Source organism: Rhodococcus sp. 06-470-2 (assembly GCF_002258235.1).
Lineage (GTDB): Bacteria > Actinomycetota > Actinomycetes > Mycobacteriales > Mycobacteriaceae > Rhodococcoides.
In genome coordinates this window covers 57,642-74,433 of record NZ_NOYB01000022.1, presented here as the reverse complement: position 1 = coordinate 74,433, position 16,792 = coordinate 57,642, and the positions used below count along the sequence as shown (strand labels likewise).

General features: G+C 65.5%; 15 protein-coding genes. 5 read left to right on the top strand and 10 right to left on the bottom strand.

Going from position 1 to position 16,792, the window contains the following annotated elements:
• The first annotated feature begins 118 nt into the window (after positions 1 to 118).
• Positions 119 to 1,240 carry a M23 family metallopeptidase gene (locus tag CH276_RS12470; RefSeq protein ID WP_230558228.1) on the top strand — a complete coding sequence of 374 codons (1,122 nt, stop codon included), beginning with the start codon at positions 119 to 121 and terminating at the stop codon, positions 1,238 to 1,240.
• A gap of 84 nt (positions 1,241 to 1,324) precedes the next feature.
• On the opposite strand, the gene CH276_RS12465 is transcribed toward CH276_RS12470, so the two are convergent.
• The 7 genes from CH276_RS12465 to CH276_RS12435 form a co-directional block, all read right to left on the bottom strand.
• The gene (locus CH276_RS12465) at positions 1,325 to 2,281 is read right to left on the bottom strand and encodes a cytochrome c oxidase assembly protein (protein WP_008720478.1); all 957 of its coding nucleotides are present in this window, start codon (positions 2,279 to 2,281) and stop codon (positions 1,325 to 1,327) included.
• 10 nt (positions 2,282 to 2,291) lie between these two features.
• Positions 2,292 to 2,885, bottom strand: coding sequence for a copper resistance CopC family protein (locus tag CH276_RS12460; protein ID WP_008720475.1), 594 nt, complete (start codon positions 2,883 to 2,885; stop codon positions 2,292 to 2,294).
• Between the two features lie 91 nt (positions 2,886 to 2,976).
• Entirely contained in the window at positions 2,977 to 4,749 is a 1,773-nt protein-coding gene (ctaD, locus tag CH276_RS12455) for an aa3-type cytochrome oxidase subunit I (RefSeq protein WP_072692203.1), read from the bottom strand.
• A gap of 85 nt (positions 4,750 to 4,834) precedes the next feature.
• A complete protein-coding gene (locus CH276_RS12450; protein WP_008720986.1) occupies positions 4,835 to 5,791 on the bottom strand; it encodes a M56 family metallopeptidase in 957 nt (318 codons plus the stop codon).
• Positions 5,788 to 6,141, bottom strand: coding sequence for a BlaI/MecI/CopY family transcriptional regulator (locus tag CH276_RS12445; RefSeq protein WP_027494220.1), 354 nt, complete (start codon positions 6,139 to 6,141; stop codon positions 5,788 to 5,790). Before CH276_RS12445 ends, CH276_RS12450 begins: the two co-directional genes overlap by 4 nt.
• 25 nt (positions 6,142 to 6,166) lie before the next feature.
• On the bottom strand, positions 6,167 to 6,961 hold the full coding sequence (locus CH276_RS12440; RefSeq protein WP_080733228.1) for a M23 family metallopeptidase: 795 nt from the start codon (positions 6,959 to 6,961) through the stop codon (positions 6,167 to 6,169).
• 536 nt (positions 6,962 to 7,497) lie between these two features.
• The gene (locus CH276_RS12435; protein ID WP_094629851.1) at positions 7,498 to 9,537 is read right to left on the bottom strand and encodes a cytochrome c oxidase assembly protein; all 2,040 of its coding nucleotides are present in this window, start codon (positions 9,535 to 9,537) and stop codon (positions 7,498 to 7,500) included.
• A 238-nt stretch (positions 9,538 to 9,775) separates the two neighbouring features.
• Here CH276_RS12435 and CH276_RS12430 point away from each other — a divergent pair, with 238 nt between their 5' ends.
• Complete coding sequence (locus tag CH276_RS12430) at positions 9,776 to 10,699, top strand: cation diffusion facilitator family transporter (RefSeq protein WP_032370892.1); 924 nt, start codon at positions 9,776 to 9,778, stop codon at positions 10,697 to 10,699.
• 182 nt (positions 10,700 to 10,881) lie between these two features.
• Here the strand turns inward: CH276_RS12430 and CH276_RS12425 are convergent, their stop codons facing one another.
• Both CH276_RS12425 and lspA read right to left on the bottom strand, forming a co-directional pair.
• Positions 10,882 to 11,295 carry a Rieske (2Fe-2S) protein gene (locus CH276_RS12425; protein ID WP_057479439.1) on the bottom strand — a complete coding sequence of 138 codons (414 nt, stop codon included), beginning with the start codon at positions 11,293 to 11,295 and terminating at the stop codon, positions 10,882 to 10,884.
• 205 nt (positions 11,296 to 11,500) lie between these two features.
• Entirely contained in the window at positions 11,501 to 12,016 is a 516-nt protein-coding gene (gene lspA, locus CH276_RS12420) for a signal peptidase II (RefSeq protein ID WP_052054828.1), read from the bottom strand.
• A 319-nt stretch (positions 12,017 to 12,335) separates the two neighbouring features.
• Here lspA and lnt point away from each other — a divergent pair, with 319 nt between their 5' ends.
• Genes lnt through ccsB form a run of 3 tightly spaced genes read left to right on the top strand, consistent with a single transcriptional unit; the run spans position 12,336 to position 16,435 of the window.
• Entirely contained in the window at positions 12,336 to 13,808 is a 1,473-nt protein-coding gene (gene lnt / locus CH276_RS12415) for an apolipoprotein N-acyltransferase (RefSeq protein ID WP_254924067.1), read from the top strand.
• Between the two features lie 34 nt (positions 13,809 to 13,842).
• The gene (gene resB / locus CH276_RS12410) at positions 13,843 to 15,468 is read left to right on the top strand and encodes a cytochrome c biogenesis protein ResB (protein WP_254924066.1); all 1,626 of its coding nucleotides are present in this window, start codon (positions 13,843 to 13,845) and stop codon (positions 15,466 to 15,468) included.
• A gap of 4 nt (positions 15,469 to 15,472) precedes the next feature.
• Positions 15,473 to 16,435 (top strand): c-type cytochrome biogenesis protein CcsB, encoded by a 963-nt coding sequence (gene ccsB / locus CH276_RS12405; RefSeq protein WP_094629849.1) that lies wholly within the window; start codon positions 15,473 to 15,475, stop codon positions 16,433 to 16,435.
• A gap of 9 nt (positions 16,436 to 16,444) precedes the next feature.
• Here the strand turns inward: ccsB and CH276_RS12400 are convergent, their stop codons facing one another.
• Entirely contained in the window at positions 16,445 to 16,786 is a 342-nt protein-coding gene (locus tag CH276_RS12400) for a DUF3703 domain-containing protein (RefSeq protein ID WP_254924065.1), read from the bottom strand.
• Positions 16,787 to 16,792 lie beyond the last annotated feature (6 nt).

Here is a 16,792-nt window from a genome sequence, read left to right as displayed (position 1 = left end):
CGCCGAATCGATAGGCGAAACAGCGACGAATGCAGTCGAGAGTGTGACAGAAGGGGCTTGTGGTGTCGATGGGATCACGCAACACTGACCCACGGCCGACACGGCATCCACTGCGATCGTGACCGGCATTCAACGAGAAGGGTGGGGTGACCACGTGAACAACGCGGGAAAGACGACGCCGAGCGGCGGGCGACGTCGCGCATGCCGAGGTGCGCGGACATACGTGATCGTCGGTGCCGCACTCGGTGCGGTGTTCCTGCACGCCCCGGTAGCCGAAGCGAATCCGGGTCAACCGGCCGTGGAGTCCGGGGACGAGGTCGAAGGTCAGCAGACCGCCGACGCCGTCAGCCGGTTGATCCGCCTGGCCGATCGGGCCGCGACAATCGGTACCGATCCGATCGCGGTGGCAGACCTCGCAGCCTTCGCATCCTCGACGTGGGCCGCCGCCCAGGCCGGCGGCGTCATCGCGGACACCGCCGGCCCGGTGTCCGCGTCGGCAGGATGCATCGTCGACGCCATCGCCCGTGGAGTCTCGAATGCCCCGGCGCAGTCCCTGTCCTGCCTGGCCCCGTTGGCGACTCTCGACCCACTCCTGGCCCTTCGTATCGCCGCATCGCTCCAGGTCGACGCCCTCGACCCCGCAGTCCCGCATGACGGCGACCGAGGTGGGGAACAGGATCCGGTGACGGGCAACACCGGCCGCGATTCGCCCGTGCCCGGCACCACCGACACCCCTCCCGCATCCGAGACGACCGCACCCGAAGATTCTGTTCCTGATGCAGCACAGCAGCGCGGTTCCACGTCCGGTGGCTCGGCCACCTCCCGAGGTACTGCGTCTGCTGTCGCACCCAGCAGCGGACTGGTCACCTCGAATTTCGGCACCCGAAGCGGGACACAACACGGCGGTGTCGACATCGCCGACTCACTGGGCTCACCGATCGTCGCCGCGGCCGATGGAACGGTCATCAGCGCCGGGCCCGCACAGGGCTTCGGGCTGTGGGTTCGGATCAGACACGACGATGGATCGATCACCACCTACGGGCACAACAACGGAAATTCGGTCACGGTGGGTCAGCGCGTCCGTAAGGGCGATCGGATTGCAGAGGTCGGGAACCGCGGTAACTCGACGGGTCCGCATCTGCATTTCGAGGCGACTTCTCCCGCGGGACAGAAGGTCGATCCGCAAGCCTGGCTCGGTGAGCGTGGAGCCAGAATCGGGGTGGGCACACGTGCGCGATGAATGCGCCCGATCAGGCCCTTGCCAGTAAGCGCGATCAGGCGATGAGCTCGCGGCAGTCCCCGAGCGCGGGACGGCCGCGACAGCTCAGGTCCGTTGACTGGTCTCGCTACCGATCTTTTTCAGAAAGTCGTTGTAGGCGTTGAGTTCGCTGTACCCGTCTTCTTCGGCGTGCCGGTCCGCGGCAGCCGATTCCTCCTTTTCGTCCCGGTTCCACCGAATGCAGAAGATGAGCACCACCAGCAGGGCCACCGGCTCACCGTAGGACCACGCAAGCGCCCCGGCGAGCTTCTGATCGGATACCGGATCGACACCCCACTGCGGGGGAGGGGAGGCGAACGTGGCGAGCATGGGGGTGCTCGACATCATCAGGATGACACCGAAGAACACATGCAACGGCATCTCGACGAACAGGTCGAACAACCGGCCCAGATTGCTCTGCCGAACGGGGAGGGGGCCGACGGCGAGCACAGGGATGATGAACAGCAGCCCGCTGGCGAAGAAGAAGATCTCCATCGATACGTGCCCGATGACTGTGATGGCGAGAACATCGAAGATCGACGACAGATACAGCCCGTAATAGCTGAAGAGGAACAACGGGATCGTCAGACCTGGATGTAGTGCGATGCGCCCGGCGCGGCTACGCAACCCCGTCAGCGCCGCGATCAGTACCCACCGCCCGGCTCCGTGATGAGCGGTGGCACGCAACAGAAGTCGTCCGGGCGAACCCACCACCAACAACGGTGGGATGGTCATCGACAACGTCAGATGCTGGAACATGAAGACGCTGAACAGGCTGTATCCGTAGCGTTCGACCTGCAGTCCGGTCACCAGGACCAGCGCCGCGCAGCCGAGCAGAAAACTCGCACTCCGCCACCGTGACCATGCGATACCCCGGCCGCGGATCCGGTAGAGCCCCCAGCAGTACAGTCCGGCCATGACGATGCCGGCGATCGGCAGGATCGGGAGCGGCGGAAGATCGAAGCTCAGCAACGCTGCCAGGGTCGGCGGGCCTTCCGGGGGAGTTACGGCGGCGATGTTCATCGGGCCCCTGTCATTGCTTGTCCTTGCCTCGGATCACCAACGTCAGGGCGATGGCAGCGAGACCGAGGACAGTCAGGCCCACGATGGAGAGCAGCATCATGGTGTTCTGTTTCGGTGGCCGGTCCTCGCTGGCGGACGGGTTGTTCGGATCGTAGGCCTGCGTCGGCGTGGTCGAGGGAGCCGGCGAGGTCGCACCGCCCTGCGATTGCTGTGCAGCAGCGTCCGGGCGGGTGGCGGTCTCCGCGACGTCGACCGAAAAGCCGTACGACCCGGTGATCGGGTGCCCGTCCGCGGAGGTGACGCGGTAGCCGACGGTGTACTGCCCGTTGGGTAGGCCGTCCTCGAGCAGGACCGATACGTCGGGGCCCTCGACCGTGGCCGTACCCTGCGTCCACTGAGTATCGCCAGGACCTACCACGCTGATGGTCGCGAACGATTCGTTGATGTCCTGATTGAACTTGAGGCCGACGCCGATCGGTGCGAACTCGAGCGTCACATCGGCCGGGGGGTCGGAGCTGACGAGTTCACTGTGCGCCGATGCCGGGGCCGCGGAGAACAGTGCTGTGCCGCACATGAGCACGGCGACCAGCATCCATCGTTTCACGTTCGGTTCTCCTCTGGTCGTACTGATTCTCCTTACTACTATGCGCACTAGTAGTAAGGGGGTGTGAGCCTACGGGGGTCGGTCGACCGTGTTACTTGTCGACGTCCGGCCGTTTCGATACGTCCGGTCCGGCAATCGCTTCGGTGATCACTTCCGAGGGCGCGATCGAATCCGAGTGCGGGCCACCGACGTGCTGCTCGGCGCGGATGCGTTCGACCATGTGCGGATAGTGCAGCTCGAACGCCGGCCGCTCGGAGCGGATCCGGGGCATCTCGATGAAATTGTGCCGCGGGGGTGGGCAACTGGTCGCCCACTCGAGGGAGTTACCGAAGCCCCAGGGGTCGTCGACGGTGACCACTTCGCCGTAGCGGTAGCTCTTGAACACGTTCCAGATGAACGGCAGCGTCGAGGCCCCGAGGACGAACGATCCCACGGTCGAGATCTGGTTGAGGGTGGTGAATCCGTCGGACGGGAGGTAGTCGGCGTAGCGGCGCGGCATTCCTTGGGCGCCGAGCCAGTGCTGGACGAGGAAGGTGGCGTGGAAGCCGAGGAACGTCAGCCAGAAGTGCCACTTGCCCAGTCGTTCGTCGAGCATGCGGCCGGTCATCTTGGGGAACCAGAAGTAGATGCCGGCGTAGGTCGCGAACACGACCGTTCCGAACACGACGTAGTGGAAGTGCGCGACGACGAAGTAGGTGTCGGTGACGTTGAAGTCGATGGGCGGGCTCGCCAGGAGCACTCCGGACAGTCCACCGAAGACGAACGTGATCAGGAATCCGATGGAGAAGAGCATGGGGGATTCGAGGGTGACCTGGCCGCGCCACATGGTGCCGATCCAGTTGAAGATCTTCACCCCGGTCGGCACGGCGATGAGGAAGGTCATGAACGAGAAGAACGGCAGCAGCACGGCACCGGTGGCGTACATGTGGTGCGCCCACACCGCGATGGACAGGGCGGCGATGCCGACGGTGGCGTAGATCAACCCCTTGTACCCGAAGATGGGTTTGCGGGAGAAGACCGGGAAGATCTCCGAGACGATTCCGAAGAACGGTAGCGCGATGATGTAGACCTCGGGGTGTCCGAAGAACCAGAACAGGTGCTGCCAGAGCAACGCTCCGCCGTTGGCGGGATCGAAGATGTGGGTGCCGAGTTTACGGTCGGCGAGCAGGCCCATCAGTGCTGCGGTCAGCAGTGGGAACGCCAGCAGGATCAAGATCGAGGTCACCAGGATGTTCCAGGTGAAGATCGGTAGCCGGAACATCGTCATTCCCGGTGCGCGCAGGCACACCACGGTGGTGACCATGTTGACCCCGCCCAGGATGGTGCCCAGGCCGGCGACGAGCAGGCCCACGATCCACAGGTCGGATCCGATACCGGGGGAGTAGACGGCGCTGCTCAACGGGGTGTACGCGGTCCAGCCGAAGTCTGCGGCACCGCCGGGGCTGATGAAACCTGCGGTGGTGACCAGTGCGCCGAACAGGTACAGCCAGTAGGAGAAGGCATTGAGCCGGGGGAAGGCGACATCGGGTGCGCCGATCTGCAGCGGCAGGATGTAGTTGCCGAAGCCGAAGACGATCGGGGTGGCGTAGAGCAGCAGCATGATCGTGCCGTGCATGGTGAAGAGCTGGTTGTACTGCTCGTTGGAGAGGAACTGCATTCCCGGGACCGCGAGCTCGGAGCGCATGATCAACGCCATCAGGCCACCGACGAGAAAGAACCCGAACGAGGTCACCAAGTACATCAGTCCGATGACCTTCGGATCGGTGGTGGTGACCATCGTGTGCAGGAACGACCCCTTGCGGGCCCCGCGGGGTGGATAGGGGCGAACCGCCGGCGCAGCCGGAGGAGATGTCAACGCCGTCATGGAACCACCTTCGTGTCGCACGCGAATTACAGGACGCGTCCGCCAGCGTAACCCAAATACTATGCAGCATAGTATTTGGGGTTGTTCAGATCAGCAGGACCGCGCACGCTGCGGCGGAGACCGCGCTGAGCGAGACGACGGCCAACACGGCCGGCACGACGAGGGGCAGCACGGCGGCGGCAGCATAAGCGCCCGCTCGGGTTCGGCTCGGTGTTTGCGCGCTCGTGTCGAGGTGATGCAACCGCTCGGTGGTCGAGTCCCCGATCAGGCCCAGTGCCCACAGTGGCCGCGCAGAATGCGCCTGCGAGACCGTCGACAATGCCGAACGTACAGTGTCGGCGCTGGTGACTGCGGCCGCGGACCGGTCGGCTGCGACCTCGACCAGGACCCGTACCGCCGCGGGTGCCGCGGCGAAGAGGGGAACGCGAGGAAGCGCTTTGGCCAGGATCTCGCAGATGTTGACGATGCGGTGATGGCGCCCGCGCAGGTGGGCACGTTCGTGTGCGATCACTGCTCGCTGTTGTTCGGGATCGAGATGGGCGAGCAGGCCTTCGGTGGCCACGACGTAGCCGGGGCGACCGTCGATGCTGTAGGCCAGCGGGAGTGGGTGGTCGAGCCACATGATCGGTTCGGGTCCGGGGTCCGTGCGCGCCACGACGGCGATGACATCGCGGTGATAGTCGCGGACTTTGGACCGCGCTCGAAGCTGACGGCGAGTCGAGCGCAGGACGCGCGCCGATGCCGACGCCGCGAGGACGACCGATGCCCCGGCGACCGCTTCCCCGATCCACGGCTGGGCCGCGTGTTGCAGCGAGCCCAGGCAGCGGACGGCGAGTTCGACCATGCCCTCGGCCGGCGCATGGCCGGGCCAGAGCAACACCGCCACCGCGGATCCCACGAGAAACAGCACCCCGGCGATGCTGCCGATCCAAGCGGTCAAGGCGAGAGAGGGGCCGACGGTGCGGGTGAGTGAGGTCAGCAGCGGCGGCATGGCAACGGCCACCAGGGTCGCGGCGAGGAGTAATGCCAGTGCGACGATCACCGGTTCGCGTCCGGCAGGTTCCCCCGCAGGGCGTCCAGTTCGTCGTCGGTGACGGTTTTCGCGAAATGCATCAGCACGGCGGCCGAGTCGGTGCTGGTGTCGAGGATTTCGCGCAGCGCTTGCGAGGTGGCCTCGGCCCGAGATTGCACGGGCGAGTAGAGATAGGCGCGTGACTGCTTGGTCCGCTCGACCCACCCCTTCTCGTGGAGATGGGTCACGACGGTCAGGATCGTGGTGTAGGCGGGGTTTCTGTCGGCCATGCGTTCACGCAGGTCGTGGACCGACTGCGGTCGATCACATTGCCAGAGCACGTTCATCACCTCCGCTTCGAGATCACCGAGCCTTTTCATCGCCAGTTCTTCTTTCCTCGTCGTGTCAGGTGATATCGACTCCGCGTGCCGACAGCCACGCCGTCGGGTCGGACTTGGCACCGTCGGGTTGCCACACTTCGTAATGCAGGTGGGGTCCGGTGGATTGGCCTCGGTTGCCTACCGTAGCAATGAGCTCGCCGGCTTTCACGCGTTGACCGGCGGTGACGAGCGCCTGGTCTATGTGGCCGTACACCCCGATCGTGCCGTCGTCCTGACGAATACGCACCCACAGGCCGAACCCTTGCGCCGGCCCTGCTTCGATGACCTCACCGTCGGTCACCGATACGATCGGCGTCCCGATCGTATTGGCGATGTCGAGTCCGTAATGCGTTGTCCCCCAACGCGGCCCAGAACTGGAGGTCAATGTGCCCGACACCGGCACCACCGAGAGCGGGCGCCGCGCCTCGGCATCGCGTGCGGCGCGCTCCGCCGCCCGAACTCCCCCCTCGGCGAGTTGCTCGGTCATGCGCTGCGCGAGCCGGCCGACATCGAGATCGGGCATTTGCAACACCTGCGGGGGTGAGGCGACGACCGGGCTCGGCGGCAGGACGCCGGCGGGAGGGCTATCGATACTCGCAGCGCTGAGCGCCACACTGTCCTGCGACCCGGTGTTCGGAGACGTCGCTGCCGCGGACAGAAAGGCACCGACCGCGACCGACGCAGCGATGGCGCGGCCACCCGGCTTCGGCACCCGGCGGCGATGAAGTCCGCGGCGAGCACGTCGCGACACGGCCTGCACTACATCGCGGCCACCGTCGCCGTGTGTCGTCTCGTCCGGACCGGCCACGTGCACCCACATCGACGCGGCAGTGTCCGCGGCCGCGGTGTCCCAGGCGGCGCTGACCGCGTGAGCGGGTACATCCGGTGCGGGCGTCTGCGCCGAAGGCGTGTGCTCGTCCTGCGACCGATTGTCGGAGTACACGGTCTCGGCGGGCGACTCGGTCACGAAACGCGAGGGTGCGAACCCGGCGTGTCGATGACGGGGGTGATCGATGAGCGCCGTCGGCCTGTTGCCGACGGGCATCGAGACCGCGACGCCGGGTGCCGGCGCTGCGTAGTCGTCGTCGATCGGATCGGGTGTGCGGTGTCGGGCCAAGATCACAATCCTTGGTGGCTACGAGGCCGTGGCCTCGCTCGAGATAACGAAATGGTGACGGTCAGGCCACAGGTTACTACTATCGAGCATAGTTTTTCCATCCCACTCGACCCGGATTCGTCCGTACCGCTGGTCACGGTCCTCGGAGGACATCCCGCCGGGCTACGACATCCCGCCGGGCTACGACATCCCGCCGGGCTACGACATCCGCACCGGAACAGGGCTGGGCGTTTCGGGTATCAGGGGTGATCGCGCCGAGAGGACAGGCCACCGAGCATGGTGTTGTACGCCTCGAGTTCGGTATCACCTTGATCGTCGATTCGGCGGTCTCGTTGCCGTGCCGCGCTCTCGTCGGCCGCCGACCACCGGACCGCGGCGAGAACCGCGGCAGCGAGCAACGGCAACTCGCCGATGCCCCACGCAAGAGTGCCGCCGCGCCGCTGGTCGGCCAGCAGGTCTGCGTTCCAGTCCAGACGCAGTCCGCTGTAGAAGCTCGCTCCGAGCGCGGTCTCGAGATCGATCGTCACGACGAGGAAGAATGCGAACCCGGCCAATGCGGTGATACTCGCGAGCAACTTCGTCAGTCCCGCGATCGGTCTCGGTACCGGGTCTTCGCCGACCGTGCCCCAGAACATCACCATCCCGACGGTCAGGAACCAGCCCTTCATCACCATGTGTGCCACATGCGAGTCGGCGACGGTGTCGAACAGTCCGCCGGGGTAGAGCAGGTAGAAGCTGCTCAGGAACACCGTGGTGCTGACCCACGGGTGGATCGCGATCCGGGCTGCTCGGCTGTGCCATGCAGCCCGGAGCCATTCGCGCGAGCCCGGTGCGTCGGCTGCCGGCGCGGTCGGCAGGACCGAGGCGAACAAGGTGGCCGGTCGGCCGAGGACCAACAGCAACGGCACGGCGATGGCGACCGCGGTCAGTCCCGCCATGTGCACGCTGAACATCGCCGGGCTGTAGAGCCCGACCCCGGACGAGGTCGCCACGAGCAGCACCGCAGTGCCCATCAACCAGCTCGCTGTCCACCGCCTCTGCCATGGCAGGCCTGCCCGCCGGCGGCGCCGCACGGCCACCAGGTACAGGACGGCCGCGATCACCGCAGCGGAGCCGAACACCAGGTCGAAACGCCACTCGAACGCCAACCGCGCAGCGGTGGGCGGGCCGTCCAACACGTAGCCCAAGGCTTCTTCGTGCGCCTGAGGTAGCGAGGCGTCCTGCGGCGGGGGCGGGGGAGTGCGACCGAGTGCAACCGCCAGGCCCACTGTGGTGACGAGAACGAGGGTCTCGATCATCGACAACGTGATCAGGGATCTGCGGTTCTCGGGATCGTGGGCCAGAGCGCCGACCGTTCGTCGTCGCTGTATCCACCCGAGGGTCCCCACGATCGCCAGGGCTGCGATCTTCGCCAGTATCAGAGCGCCGTACGTCGAATCCCACAGCGACGTCACGGGTACTCGCACGGCAGCGTTGACCACTCCGGAGACCGCCATGATCACGAACGCAACCAGAGCGAGCGTCGAGTAGCGGCGGGTCGCGACGGCAAGGTGTCCACCCCCGCGCAGCGCATGAGCGAGAAGTGCGAGGAGTCCGCCAACCCACAGAGCGGCGGCGAGGATGTGCAGGATCAACGAGTTCGTCGCGATGTCGTGATTGCCGCCGGTCGAGGAGTGGCCGGTGACCGCGCGCGGGATCAACGCGAGCATCGACAGGGCGAACAAGGCGGGGGTCCACCGATGCCGCAACACTGCCGCGCATGCTGCGGCGGTGATCGCCGCGACCGCAGAGGTGATGGCCCATGCAGTGGAGGCCTCGACATCGCCGATCGCACCGAGGAACTGCACGGGTTGCGCCGCAACGGATCCGACAGGTTGACCCGACGCGTCCGAGAGTGTCAGCGGCACCAACGCCGCCGCGCACACCGCCCACACTGCGGAGGCCTTCGCCGCGGTGCGGACGGCGATGTACCCGTCGATGGCGAGCACACCCGACATTTGGGGAGGAACGAGGAACGCTGCGAGAAGCAACGACCCCACCGCCACGACCGCGGCTACCTCTCCGAGCGCGGTCAGCGCCGGAATACCGTAGGTCGTGATCGGTCCCGGATCGGGAAGCCCGAGCAGAATCAGCGCCTGCGACGTCGACAACGCCGCGAGCGCAGCGGCCACCACTGCCGCGATCGCGGCCCACAGCAGCATCACCTGCGAACCGGAGCGTCGATTCACCGGACCGCGGGTCGAGAGTGCGGCTTCGGTGGCCATGTCGTCGGTGGCCATGACGCGGCACCCCTTACGTGGATGATGTGTGGCGGGAAAACTGTCGGCCGGCAATATCGGCACGGCTGCGCGACCAAGTCGCGCAACCGAGATCGAACTACTACGAATCATAGTTCTGCGCCGACGCAGTGCGGCCGCGCGGGCAGCAGCTTCCAGCGAACACGACACTTGCATATATGCGCATATCGCAATATGTTGTGTTCCTGCTATCGAACCACGCCGAGAAGGGGTACCCACGATGGGACACGGACATGGCCACGGGATAGAGCCGGGATCGCCGGCGAGCGCATCCGGTAAGCACCTCGGGCGACTGTGGATCGCTGTCGGTCTCGGGGCGGTTACGTTGGTGACGCAGGTGGTAGTGGGTCTGTCCACCTCGTCGCTGGCGTTGTTGTCCGATTCCGCACACGTGTTCACCGACGTGTTCGGGGTCTTGATGGCGATCGTGGCGATCACACTCGCACAGCGGCAGTCTCGCAAGACCGGCCGCACGTTCGGACTGTATCGAGCCGAAGTGTTCGCGGCTCTGTTCAATGCAGTGCTGCTCTTCGGTGTCGCTGGGTGGATTCTCTACGAAGCCGCGCAACGCATCACGAACCCACCGGAGGTGCCCGGGATTCCGGTCATGTTGGTGGCACTGCTCGGTCTGGCCATGAACCTCATCGCGTTCCTCCTTCTGCGTAGTGGTGCGAAAGAGAGCCTCAATGTTCGGGGTGCGTATCTGGAGGTGATGGCGGACATGCTCGGCTCGATCGGAGTGCTCGTCAGCGGACTGGTCACCGTCGTGTTCGGGTGGCGGTACGCCGACCCGGTCATCGCGGTCGCCATCGGGTTGTTCGTTTTGCCGCGTGCATTCACTCTGGGGCGTCATGCCGTACGAATTCTGCTGCAACACGCTCCGTCGGGCATCGATGTCGCCGCCGTGGAAAAGGCCCTGACCGGTGTCGACGATGTCGAAGAGGTACACGATCTGCACATCTGGACACTGACGTCGGGGATGGAGGTCGCTTCGGCGCATCTGACGGTCGCCCCGGAGGCCGAGACACCCCGGGTGCTCGCTGCAGCGCAGCAGGTTCTCCGCGACGAGTTCGGTCTCGAACACGCCACTGTGCAGGTCGAACCCCAGGAAGGCGAAGGCCGTTGCCGAGAGGTCAATTGGTAGGCAGGTCTCGACCCGGTGCGAGATCGGCACGCCGTGCTGTCGTCGACACGGCAGCGATGTACCGGAACCGGCACCAGTCGGGTGGGGGCACAGAGTGGGTCCTCGATTGCCGCACATCGGCCCGGTCGACACCGTTCACCCCGAACCCGTCCACCTCGCATGTTCGGCCGCCCGGTGATGGATCAGTCGACTGTGAGGGTATCTACGGTTCTGGTCACGGCGCGGTTCGGCAGTGGCTCGGTAGCGGGGCTGCGCACGACCACCCCGTCGGTGATCGAGAAGGCACTGTTGTGGCAGGGGCACTCGATCGTGCCGTTGCGGACTCGGTTCACTGTGCACCCTTGGTGAGAACAGATAGCCGAGAAGGCCCGGAAGGTACCGGGTTCCGGTTGGGTGACGACGACCTGCCGGTCGGCGAGCACGATTCCACCGCCGACAGGAACATCGTTCACCGACAAGGTGATGGGACCGTCGGAAGCGGTGTCCTCACCGGACGGGGCTTCGCCGACGCTGCATCCGGCGGCAGCCAGGCACGCTGTAGCGCAGCTCGTAGCGAGAAAAATACGGCGCGGTAGCGCCGGGATGTTGTCGCTCATGCAGCAGGTTCCCCTCGGTGCGCCTCGGTGCGCCTCGGTGAGCGAGAGGCGACGATCGCTTGTCGGTGGTTGTGGTCGAATATGTTTCGAGCCGTTCCGGTGTCGATCACTCTCACTGTTCGAGCGAATCAGCAAGATTGTCCTGTCGCGAATGTGTCTGCACTGCAGGGCATTCGATTCGAGCACCGAGGTATCTCATGCAAGTTCACGATTCGGCGCTGTCGGGCACTGCGGGCCGAGGGGTAATCTTTGTGGCCTCTCGCGTGAACAGTGCCGCCCCGATCATCAGCACCACCCCGCAGGTGATGTAGATGTCGGCGAGGTTGAATGTCGGCCACCAACCGGTGTGAAAGTAATCGGTGACCGCGCCGTCGAGGAGCCGGTCGAGGACATTCGAGAGTGCACCGGCGAGGACCAACGACAGCGCTGCCGTGGTGACCGGACCCGCGTGAGGCGCGGTACGCCACCCGTAGATCGCCAACCCGGTGGTGATCGACGCCGTCACGGCGACGACGACCCACACGGGCAGAGAATCACCCAGGCTGAACGCCATTCCGCGATTGAAGGCCAGTCGCAGCTCGAGTATCCGCAGCGGAATCGTCGAGCCGGGCAACGCCGCCTGCGCCCAGTAGTCGACCAGTAGAGCGGCAGCGACCAGAGCCAGGACAAGGGCGGTTGCGGCGGCGCGGAGCCGAGCGGCTGCGATGGGGGAGCGGGTCACTGGTCCTCGTTCTCGGGTGTACACCGTGCGTACGTCCGGGTGCACCGCAGACGGTGCAGGTGACCCCGGATTTGCCAACACTTGAAATACTATGCACCATAGTAGTTGATGAATACCGTCGATTTCTCCGCCACCCGATGCGTCGTGTCGCCGTGAGGGCGGCGGCACCCTCGTCATGAGGGCGATGCCCGATGCCGAACCCGGGCCCGGACCGTCCTGCGTCGACCGAGGTCGAGTGTGGCGGCTGTATCGGACAAGTCGAGGTGAAGGGCCCCGAACCTGGGCACGTCTGACCGCAGCGGCAACTTCGGGGCTGGCGATGTACGCCACGTTCCCGCCCCTAGATCTGTGGTTTCTCGCTCCGGTAGCAATTGCAATGCTGCTGTTGGCTGTGCGCGGGCGAGGGGCGCGTGCGGGGGCCGGCTACGGCTTCGTTGCCGGCTCGGCGTTCTTCGTGCCTCTGCTGCCGTGGGTGGGGGAGTACGTCGGATCGGTGCCGTGGCTGGCGCTGGCCGTCGTTCAAGCCCTCTTCGTGGCGATGTTCGGCGCAGTAGCGGATCGGATGTCGCGACTGCCGTGGGGGCCGGTCTGGGTGGCGAGCGCCTGGGTGGCGATGGAAGCGGCACGATCTAGGATCCCGTTCGGCGGATTCCCCTGGGGCCGCATCGCATTCGGTCAATCCGACGGGCCGCTGCTGCCTCTGGCTGCGTTGATCGGCGCACCGGGGTTGTCGTTCGTCGTGGTGCTGATCGGGTCCGCTCTGGCCGGCGCTGTTGCCTCCGATCGCATCACCCGCAGAACTGCAGCAGCGTCGTGCATCGGTGCGGCCACTGCTGTAGGGGCGCTCACGATGGTGGCCCCACTGTTCGCTCCGCCGCAGCAGGACACGGTCACCGTCGCCTTGGTGCAAGGCAACGTCCCGCGGCTCGGTCTCGACTTCAACGCCCAACGACGAGCGGTGCTCGACAACCACGTTCAGCGCACCATCGAGCTCGCCGACGACATCGACTCCGGCCGCGTACGCGCACCCGATCTGGTCATCTGGCCGGAGAACTCCTCCGACATCGATCCCCTGCGCAACCCCGATGCCGCCGCACGTATCGCCGCCGCGGCCCGCGCCGTCGGTGTGCCCATTCTCGTCGGCACGGTTCTCCGCCGAGACGACGGCACCACGAGCAACACCTCGATCGTGTGGGATCCGGTCACCGGGCCCGGGCAGAGGCACGACAAGCGGCAACTGGTGCCGTTCGGGGAGTACCTGCCGATGCGCACGATCGTCACCGCACTCTCTCCCTATGCCGCCCAGGCAGGAAACTTCACCCCGGGCCAGGGCAACGGCGTCCTCGACCTCGCCGGAGTGCCCGTGGCGGTGGCCACCTGCTACGAGGTCGCCTTCGACTCGTTGCTCACCGACTCCGTGCGCGCCGGTGCCCAGCTGATCGCAGTGCCCACCAACAACGCCACTTTCGGTCGGACGAACATGACCTATCAACAACTCGCCATGTCGCGGGTACGAGCGGTCGAACACGGGCGCAGCGTCGTCGTGTCGGCCACCAGCGGCGTCAGCGCCGTCATCGATGCACGCGGGGAGGTCGTCGGGCGCACGGAGCTGTTCACCCCCGCAGCTGTCGTCACCGAGGTGTCACTGAGCACCACCCTCACCCCGGCGACGATCACCGGCAGCGTTCCGGAATGGATTGCCGCCACCGGCGCTGGTGCAGCACTGGCGTTCTCGCTGCTGCGCCGACCACGCTCCATCACACCGAACCCCGCAAACTACTATGTCGCGTAGTATTTAGATGGTGGTCGGTGAAGGGCGTGCGGAGATGACGATCGACGAACACCCCCGTGCGCACTCGCCGGGACTGGTGCGCAGAACAGTGGCGATGCTGCGCAACCGGTGGCGACAACTGACGTCGATGCGGACAGCGTTGGTGCTGCTGTTCCTCCTCGCCGCCGCAGCTGTCCCCGGCGCTTTGCTGCCGCAGCGCAATCTCAATACCCAGGCCGTCGATTCTTTCATTGCCGCGCGTCCGGTTCTCGGGCCGGTGATGGACACGCTGGAATTGTTCGACGTGTTCGCGAGTTCCTGGTTCACCGCGATCTACGTCCTGTTGTTCGTCTCGCTGATCGGCTGTCTGACTCCCCGGTTGATCGAGCACGGCAAAGCTCTTCGCGCACAACCTGTTCGAGTACCGCGAAACCTCACTCGACTACCGTTGCATCATTCGGGCACCCTCGCCGGTGACCCCGAGAAGGTGATCGCCGACATCGCGCGGCACTTGAAAGGGTGGCGTACCGCCGTTCGACCCGAGCCCGATGGGGCACTGACTCTCTCGGCGGAGAAGGGCTACACCCGCGAGGCCGGGAACCTGCTGTTTCACTTCTCGCTGATCGGTCTGCTCGCCGCTATCGCGATCGGCAAACTGTTCGGCTACGAAGGCTCGGTCATCGTCATCGCCGACAACGGGCCCGGTTTCTGCAACACCTCGCCCGCGATCTACGACTCCTTTCGCGCCGGTAACAGCACCGACGGCACCGGACTCGAGCCGTTCTGTATCCGGGTCAGAGATTTCACCGCCGACTACCTCGAGAACGGTCAGGCCGAGATGTTCACCTCGAACATCTCCTACCAGAGCGCCGACGACATCGCCGCCGACACCTGGCGCGAGTATCAACTCAAAGTCAACGAACCCCTCCGGCTCGGCGACGAACGCATCTACCTCACCGGACACGGCTACGCCCCCGAGTTCACCGTCACCTTCCCCGACGGCCAGACCCGCACCGAAGCCCTGCAGTTCCGCCCCGACGACGCCACCACGTTCCTCAGCAGCGGCGCGCTGCGATTCGACCCACCCGGGGGGACCTACGCCACCGCCGCCGAACGCCGCCGAGGGCAGATCGCCATCGAAGGACTCTTCGCGCCCACCGCGCAATTCAACGGAAATCTGCTCTCCTCCCGCTTCCCGGAATTGGTCGATCCCGCTGTGGCAGTGGACATCTACAAGGGCGACACCGGTCTCGACACCGGCATCCCGCAGTCGATCTTCTCCCTGGACCAGGAGATGATCAACCAGGGCCGGCTGGTGAAACAAGACCGGGTCAACCTGCGGCCCGGAGAATCGACAACCCTCTCCGACGGCACTCTCGTCCGGTTCGACGGTGCCAAGGAATTCGCGAATCTCCAGGTCGGATACGACCCCGCGCAGCGGTGGGTCCTCGTGTTCGCGGTCACGATGATGACCGGACTGCTGGTGTCCCTGGTCATCACACGCCGCCGCGTCTGGTTCCGGGCCCACCTTGGCGAACACGGTCTCTCGCGAGTGGACATGGGCGGCCTGGCTCGCACCGATCACGCCGGCTGGGGACCCGAATTCCAGACCCTCCGGTCACAGATCTGGCCGCAGGCAACTTCGAGCGACTCCGAGACCCACGACAGAGAAACGGTGTAACACCATGCCGATCGACGACACCCTCGCCCGTTGGAGCGACATCAGCTTCGAGACCGCCTTCGTGGTCTATCTCCTCGCAGCAATCGCATTCCTCGGTCAGCTCGCGACGACCCGTAGCGCGGAGCTGCACAATATGGAGCGACTGCGCACGCGGGTGATCGCAGCGACATCGTCGACGCCCGGTCGCATTCCCGACGCACCCCGGCGGGTTCCGTCCGAACGCATGGGCCGTACCGGACTCGGGCTGGTGATGGTGGCGCTGACGTTGCATGTCGGGTCGATCGTTCTTCGCGGGATCGCCGCCGGCCGCCCGCCGTGGGGCAACATGTACGAATTCGTCTCGGTCACCTGCGCGGCCGGTGTACTGGCTGCACTGGTGGTGCTGCGCTCCAAGCAACTGCGCACCCTGTGGTTGTTCGTCCTGGTGCCGACGTTGATTCTCCTGTTCGTCGCCGGCACCGTGCTGTACGCCAACGCAGCACCGGTGGTACCGGCACTGCAGTCGTACTGGCTGCCGGTGCACGTCTCGATCGTCTCGCTCGGCAGCGGGGTGTTCTTGATCTCCGGGGTTGCGAGCGCGCTGTTCCTGATCCGCATGAAGCATCCCGAGGCCTCGGGTAGTCGAGCCAGCCGGATCGTCGCCCGTCTGCCCTCCGCTCAGACTCTGGACATCGTGGCGTACAAGACCACGATCTTCGCATTTCCGCTCTTCGGCGTCGGCGTCATCCTCGGTGCCATTTGGGCCGAAGCCGCATGGGGCCGATTCTGGGGCTGGGACCCGAAAGAAACGGTCTCCTTCATCACCTGGATCGTGTACGCCTCCTACCTGCACGCCCGCGCCACCAGCGGATGGCGCAACACCCGCGCAGCATGGATCAACATCGCCGGATTCGTGGCGATGCTGTTCAACCTGTTCATCATCAACATGGTCGTCTCCGGGCTGCACTCCTACGCAGGCCTGAACTGATGACTCCCGCTACGTGCCCCCCAGCGCGTCCGCAAGGTCCTGCGGAATGGGCATCGGCGACATCAGTCCCGCCTCGACCCGGCCGGTGTTACCGGCCGGGTATCGCCCCGACCACGATCCTGGAGCAGCGACCACGATCCGAATCAACTGGCCCCAGGATTCGCGCCGATCGTGTTCTGTCACCGCAGCTTTCAACATCGCGGCGTGGTTGCGAGTATGCAACCACGGATAGGGCTGCGAGAGGATGTGTGCTCGTTCGAGGTGGTACCAGCGCACCTCTGTTGTCGATGCCCCTGCTGCTGCGGTCATTTCGATCTTGTAGAGCCTGCGTGCAGTTCGATCACCGCTCACAGGTCT

Coding starts and splice junctions, on each gene's coding strand:
- CH276_RS12430 (WP_032370892.1), top strand. CDS start 9,776: ATGGGACACGGACATGGCCACGGGATAGAGCCGGGATCGCCGGCGAGC.
- CH276_RS12440 (WP_080733228.1), bottom strand. CDS start 6,961: ATGTGGGTGCACGTGGCCGGTCCGGACGAGACGACACACGGCGACGGT.
- CH276_RS12425 (WP_057479439.1), bottom strand. CDS start 11,295: ATGAGCGACAACATCCCGGCGCTACCGCGCCGTATTTTTCTCGCTACG.
- lnt (WP_254924067.1), top strand. CDS start 12,336: ATGTACGCCACGTTCCCGCCCCTAGATCTGTGGTTTCTCGCTCCGGTA.
- CH276_RS12445 (WP_027494220.1), bottom strand. CDS start 6,141: ATGAAAAGGCTCGGTGATCTCGAAGCGGAGGTGATGAACGTGCTCTGG.
- ctaD (WP_072692203.1), bottom strand. CDS start 4,749: ATGACGGCGTTGACATCTCCTCCGGCTGCGCCGGCGGTTCGCCCCTAT.
- CH276_RS12465 (WP_008720478.1), bottom strand. CDS start 2,281: ATGAACATCGCCGCCGTAACTCCCCCGGAAGGCCCGCCGACCCTGGCA.
- resB (WP_254924066.1), top strand. CDS start 13,843: ATGACGATCGACGAACACCCCCGTGCGCACTCGCCGGGACTGGTGCGC.
- CH276_RS12435 (WP_094629851.1), bottom strand. CDS start 9,537: ATGGCCACCGACGACATGGCCACCGAAGCCGCACTCTCGACCCGCGGT.
- ccsB (WP_094629849.1), top strand. CDS start 15,473: ATGCCGATCGACGACACCCTCGCCCGTTGGAGCGACATCAGCTTCGAG.